General features: G+C 44.3%; 5 protein-coding genes and 1 CRISPR repeat array. All 5 genes read left to right on the forward strand.

From position 1 onward, the window contains the following. The first annotated feature begins 95 nt into the window (after positions 1–95). Positions 96–557, forward strand: a complete 462-nt coding sequence (locus GX019_05900) for a hypothetical protein (protein HHT36695.1) — start codon at positions 96–98, stop codon at positions 555–557. A gap of 272 nt (positions 558–829) precedes the next feature. Next, positions 830–2311, forward strand: a complete 1482-nt coding sequence (locus tag GX019_05905) for a diguanylate cyclase (protein HHT36696.1) — start codon at positions 830–832, stop codon at positions 2309–2311. A 226-nt stretch (positions 2312–2537) separates the two neighbouring features. Then, the gene (locus GX019_05910) at positions 2538–3473 is read left to right on the forward strand and encodes an HNH endonuclease (protein HHT36697.1); all 936 of its coding nucleotides are present in this window, start codon (positions 2538–2540) and stop codon (positions 3471–3473) included. 304 nt (positions 3474–3777) lie between these two features. Continuing rightward, on the forward strand, positions 3778–5298 hold the full coding sequence (locus GX019_05915; GenBank protein ID HHT36698.1) for a DUF1538 domain-containing protein: 1521 nt from the start codon (positions 3778–3780) through the stop codon (positions 5296–5298). Beyond that, positions 5264–5926 carry a P-II family nitrogen regulator gene (locus tag GX019_05920; protein ID HHT36699.1) on the forward strand — a complete coding sequence of 221 codons (663 nt, stop codon included), beginning with the start codon at positions 5264–5266 and terminating at the stop codon, positions 5924–5926. Before GX019_05915 ends, GX019_05920 begins: the two co-directional genes overlap by 35 nt. A gap of 315 nt (positions 5927–6241) precedes the next feature. Further along, positions 6242–6575: direct repeats of the CRISPR family, unit length 29 nt; unit sequence GTCTTTCCCGCATACGCGGGGGTGATCCT. Positions 6576–6673: the final 98 nt, after the last annotated feature.

Here is a 6673-nt window from a genome sequence, read left to right on the forward strand (position 1 = left end):
ATGGCGGCGGCATATACGTTCAAGAAGGAGCGTTTGACATACTTGATAATTCCGTCACAAATAATTTCTCAAACTGGTTTGGTGGAGGCATGTTTTTGTTTGATGGAGAATATCATGCTGCAGACAATGATATATCTGAGAATATCTCCGCTTCCGAAGGCGGAGGATTGTGCCTTGGCGGCTGGATCTCTTTAATGAATAATCGTATTGAAGTCAATCAAGCGCTGAGCGAAAAAGCGGATAAGGATTTTACCAACGGTGGTGGAGGTATATATGCTTACGGAGGTTCAGCAGTCATTGCCAGCAATAATATCCGCGTTAATTTGAGCCGAGGTGATGGCGGGAGTGGATTGCATCTAGTCTCAGGAGACTATGCAGTAGTTAGTAACATCATAGCCGGAAATGAGAGTGACAAAGATGGCGGCGGATTGTACTGTGGATATAGTGAACTCTTCAGACCACCAAATATTCGGCTTACAGGCAATGTGTTTGAATCCAATTACGCTGCCAATCGGCGGCGCAGTGTGGGTGCATGCCTCTGCTTCTGTTACAGATAACATTGGCGCTCCGCTGCCACAGCCTGACACCTTAAATGACCACATCGAGAATACTCCGGATGATGTATTTTATGAAATGTGACCGGAGCTGTCCAAGAAACAACTAGTGAGCTGTCCTCTGCCGATTGCGGCAGAGGATTTTTCAGTACTCGGATATTGTGATATTTAGTTGAAATTTCTGGCTAAATCAAGTAAAATTTGAACTAAATGCTGTAACTGTGCAATTATTCCCAGAAGTGTTAGCTGAAAGAAAAGAATTGGGGGGCTTTGCCTTGGGCGGGAAGAGAGGTGCGCAGCATGCCTTGTTAAGCTGTCTCATGTTTGGCATGCTGATTTTGTTATTGTCCAGTGGTTCTGTTGGGACTTTTGCCCAAGAGCAGGAGCCTATTATTTTTCTCGTCAACGAAAGACTTACACCTATAGCTTATGAACAAAATGGAGTTGCCAAAGGTGTTGTCGTTGACATTGCGAAAGCTTTGGGTGAAAAACTCGGCCGCCGCATTGAGGTTAGAGCTATGGATTGGCAGGAAGCGCAGCATTTGGTACTGGATGGACAAGCTCATGCTCTCCTTCAGATCAATCGAACTCCAGATAGAGAAGAAATCTATTCGTTTTCCGAACCACTGCTTTCTTCGGAATTTGTCATCATTAGGCCACAGGATGAGACCGACATTAAGGGAGAGTTAGATCTGGAGGGCAAAAGAGTAGGCGTGGAGATCGGAGGCTATGCTTACGACGTGCTTGGCGGCGATGATCAGATTGATCGGGTCGCTATCCTCAGCGCTGCGCAGGGCTTAGAGTTTCTAATATCAGGAGACTTAGACGCTGTGATTGTGGACCGCTGGATTGGCGAGTATGCTTTGGCGCAAACTAGAAGCTCTGGACTGGTAATTGCTAGGGCGCCCTTTGCTGTAAACCATTCGCATATAGCTGTAAAAAGGGGTAATGATGAGCTCCTGAAGCTGATTAATCATGGGCTGCAGGAAATCAAAAACGACGGTACATTTGACAGGATATTACAGGATTGGGGCGGCAAGAATGTTATCTATTTAACGGAAGAACAGATTACTAGGGCGGCTGCAGCGACAGGGATGATCATACTTCTGGTAGTTTCATCCATTTCTACATTTTTTGTGGTGAAACTAAAGAGATTGAACCAAGCTCTTGAAGTGAAGGTTGCTGATAGAACCCAAGAACTGGCAGTAGCGAACAGACGGCTGCAGACGGCTAATGCAGCCTTAGAGAAGCAGTCAAAGCTGGATCAGCTGACTCAGATCCTTAATCGGCGCGGTTTTAATGCTGTATATGAGAAGGCATGGGATATTTGTCAGAGACTACAACAGCCTTTGTCCTTTATTATTATTGACGTCGACAATTTTAAGACTGTAAATGATAAGCTCGGCCACTTGACAGGAGACCAATTTTTAGAAGAAATTGCTCTGCTTTTACAAAATGCCGCCGGAAGTTCAGATGTTGAGGTGGCACGGCTTGGCGGCGATGAGTTTGTATGTGTTCTGCAGAATGCTGCTGAAGAAGAAGCTGCTGAGTTTGCTGAAACCATCCGGGCAGAGATAGGGAACTTAACCTTCACCAATGCTGAATGGCAGCTAGAGCTGTCAGCTAGTTTAGGCGTGGCATCTCTAATCCCTAATGAGACCTCTTCTCCCAAGGAACTTTTCGCGTTAGCTGATCAAGCCTTGTACAAAGCAAAGGAAAGCGGGAGAAACAAAATGGTGAAGGCAAGTGATATTTAGTTAAAACATTGCTCCGCCTTATTTGCGCTTACCAAGGAACCAAGATTTATTGAGTTTCATCGCTGGAATTTTGCTCACCATATGGAGTCGTGTCACTGGACATCCTTTAAGGAAAGTGTATTTTTCGCTTGAATAGATAAGCTATATCAGTTAGATCCAAGTTGGGGAGTGTTAGAGAATTATTTGTAATAATTGAACTTAGGACTTAAATGAATGGGTGATTCATATGAAGTTCTACGTAGGTGTTACAGATAATCAGTGGTTTGAGTATTTGGCTCAACTTCAGCCTGATGAAGTGAATTTCTGGCGTCCTGGTGGTCAGACTTCTTTTAGGGCTATTCCTGCGTACTCTCCGTTTCTGTTCAAACTGCACAGTCCATATAACTTCATTGTTGGTGGCGGTTTCTTTGTTCGCTATTCGTTACTGCCTTTGTCACTAGCTTGGGATAGTTTTAAGAATAAAAATGGTGCTCCAGATTATTTGACTTTTCGATCGTCTATTATGAAATACCGGGAGAAAAAAGGCAGCTCGGCAGAGGGAGATCCTGTTATTGGCTGCATAATTTTGACAAATCCGTTTTTCTTTAGAGAAACTGAGTGGATTCCTGTTCCGAAAGATTGGAATCGCAATATTGTGCATGGCAAGACATACAGCACGGACATGTCAGAAGGCGCGAGGTTATGGGCTGAGGTTGAAGCACGGCTAGAACACTACAATATTGTAGCAAAATCATTTGTAACAGATTCTGCTGCAAAAGAAAGATACGGGCGAGAGCAGTTAGTTCAGCCGCGGTTAGGGCAGGGCGCATTTCGAGTCCTAGTTACAGAGGCTTACAGCCGTAAATGTGCAATTACCGGTGAAAAAACACTTCCCGTGCTAGATGCGTCGCACATAAAACCTTATTCAAAAGGTGGTCCTCATGCAGTTAGTAATGGCCTGTTGTTAAGGCAGGATTTGCATACATTGTTTGATCGCGGTTATATGACTATAACAGAAGATTACAAAATTGTAGTCAGTAAGCGGATTAAGGAAGACTACGGCAATGGACGGGAATATTATAGAATGCATGGTAAGCCCTTATTGGTCTTGCCCAGAAGTGAACTAGAGTTTCCGTCGAAGGAGTTCATTAATTGGCATAATGAGAACGTATATGTTTCGTAAAGGTTAGTTGTAATGAAACGCTAAGAAATTGTTGAAAAAAGCAGGAACTGCGGTTAGATAAAATGAAATATAAGTAAAGATTAGGTTACAACGCCAGTACTTTAACCTTTGAAGCGATAAAGCGCTCGTTGACATTTGTTTAAGGGATGTGAAGTCTTGGGCTGTGGCGGACTTCTTTCCTGTTGCAATTAATGGCGTTCGAGTATCTTTCGGGGTGCTCCCAGCGTCTTATTTACGCTGCGGGCACCTTTTTTATTATCTGCTATGCCTAACAAACTTTGGACACAGAAAGCAGGGTGGTTGTTTGAACGTACTCAGTATACTTTTTAAGGACAATATCCGGGCAGTAATTCCGATTGCACTTATTGTTTTGGTGTTGAATTTCACCCTGGTACCGCTGGGACTTCCCTTGGTTCTGCGCTTCTTGATCGGATCTATCTTGGTGATTATCGGGTTGACTCTCTTTCTCTTTGGGGTGGAAATTGGAATTACGCCGATGGGCAGTTTAACCGGGTCCTCATTGGTAAAGACTAATAATTTACTGCTTGTTCTAGGATGCGGATTTTTGCTGGGCTTTTTTATTTCCATTGCTGAACCGGCATTGATGGTATTGGCTCAGCAGGTGGATTTTGTAACCATGGGAGCTATACCTTCATATCTGCTGTTATTGGTGGTTTCCATTGGTCTGGCTGTCTTAGTTTCCCTTGGTTTTTTAAGAGTTTTTTTAAATGTATCTTTAAAGGTTTTTCTGTTTGGATGCTATGTTATTATTTTCATCCTGGCCTTCTTTACTCAGCCGGAGTTTTTATCTATTGCATTTGATTCTTCAGGTGCTACCACTGGTATTCTGGCAGTTCCATTTCTTTTAGCTTTAGCGGTGGGTATTTCCAGTCTGCGGAAGGACGCTATTGCATCGGAAGAGGACAGCTTTGGATTGGTCGCTATTGCTTCAGCTGGGGCGATTATGGCTGTAATGGTTTTGAATATAATCATAGGCACGAAAGAATATGCGGTGGCAAGTTTAGAGCCGATTGAGGTTGGATCGGTAGTGGTTCTGCTTCCGTTCTTAAATCATATTTCTGGAGCATTATCCGAGAGTTTCACTAGTCTTTTGCCTTTAACTATTGCGCTGTTTGCTCTGCAGAAAACGCTGTTTAAGCTTGAACGCAAGCAGTTCGTGCGGATGATAAAAGGTTTTGTCTATGCATTCTTCGGGCTCATAATATTTCTAGTGGGAGTTAACGGCGGGTTTATGGAAATCGGCAGTGAGCTTGGCCTTCGCTTAGCAATGTATGAGAATAAATCGTGGCTGATCGTTACTGGGTTTGCCTTAGGTTTTTTCACTATTATTGCGGAGCCTGCTGTTTATGTTTTGACTCATCAAATTGAAAATGTTACCAGTGGCTACGTAAAGCGGAAGGCTGTCGGAGCCTGTCTATCGATCGGGGTGGGCTTGGCTGTTACGCTGGCAGTGATCCGGATTTTAAATCCGTCAATAAAGCTCTGGTATGTGCTGCTGCCCAGCTACATTATTGCTCTTGGTATGATGTATTTTGCACCGAATCTGTTTGTCGGAATTGCCTTTGATGCCGGGGGAGTTGCGACCGGCCCGATGACAGCTACATTTATTCTGGCTTTTGTCCAGGGTGCAGCCAGCGCTTTTAAGGGTGCTAATCTGCTGAGGGATGGATTTGGCATGATTGCCCTGGTAGCCACGGCACCGATTATTACGCTCCAGGTGCTTGGATTTATATTTCAAATTAGTTCGCGAAAACAAGGAGTTGAAGCTGATGGAGAAGTCGAGTCTGGCGGAAAGTCAATTTGAGCTGGTTTATGTGATTGTAAATTACGGGTTGGGAAGTAAAGCCCTCCGGATTGCAAAAAAGAATGGTGTATCGGGCGGCACGATCATGCTCGGCAGAGGTACAGTTCAAAACCGCTGGCTGAAGCTCTTAGAGATTACTGATGTCCGCAAAGAGATCGTGATGATGATTGCTGAAAAAGATGTTGGCAGAAATGCGGTTAAGGCTATTGACAAAGAGTTCAATTTCAGCAAACCGTCTCATGGTATTGGCTTTTCCATTCCAGTTGGCGCTTATATTCATTCAGGAGATGACAAATACAAGTTTAATGATGGCGGAGGTGACGGCGTGTATCAGGCGATTTTCGTGGTGGTAGATAAAGGTAAGGGTGAAGTGGTTATGGATACAGCTAGAGCTGCAGGAGCTCGTGGAGGAACGATAATTAACGCCCGCGGCTCTGGTATTCATGAAACAACCAAGGTTTTAAACATGGAGATAGAGCCAGAAAAAGAGGTTGTGCTGATGCTCACCCCAAAGGAACAGGTTGAGGATATTGTAACCGCAGTCAGGGAAGAGCTGCAGATTGATCTGCCTGGCAACGGCATCATATTTGTTCAGTCGGTAAGCGAGACATATGGGATTCTAAAATAGGAATAGATCGACGCTTAAGAGTGTATAACGCCGCATTCTTAAGCGTTTTTTGTTGGTCAAAACCGATCCTAGGTGACCTTATTTTCTCTAAAGGTATCCATCTGCAGTTCTACATAGGAAGGATTTTCGCAATGGATAATCGAACGTGGTAATAAAGTACTATTAAATTGGAATTAAATTAGTTCGTTTGGCTCAGGTGAATCGATTAAGCAAATAGTTTATGGATATGCTTTTTTGACCAAGTAGTCAACAAAAGTGAATAAATTTCAGGGGTGGCGAGAACACAAACCTCGATGAATAATGGTTCTTCTAAGTGTCTTTCCCGCATACGCGGGGGTGATCCTTGATATTACACCAGTCGTCCAGCTGTGGGAACGTCTTTCCCGCATACGCGGGGGTGATCCTTCCCTTGGTGCTGATTCGGCTATCAAGCCTCTGTCTTTCCCGCATACGCGGGGGTGATCCTGGGCAGAGGAGAATCGGCGATTGATCGAACGTGTCTTTCCCGCATACGCGGGGGTGATCCTGTGATGTCGATCCAATATGCGCCATTGGTAAGGTCTTTCCCGCATACGCGGGGGTGATCCGCAAGTGGGAAACTCAAGGATGTCTTGCTCGACGTCTTTCCCGCATACGCGGGGGTGATCCTTACAAGGTAAACCTATTGAAAATGCTCGCTTGAAAGAAAAAATAGATCTAATAGAGGAGTATATTGCAAGTGCTCCTTTGTATCCAAAAGATGTCCCC

The sequence above is a fragment of the Bacillota bacterium genome (assembly GCA_012837335.1).
Lineage (GTDB): Bacteria > Bacillota > Limnochordia > Darwinibacteriales > DTU012 > DTU012.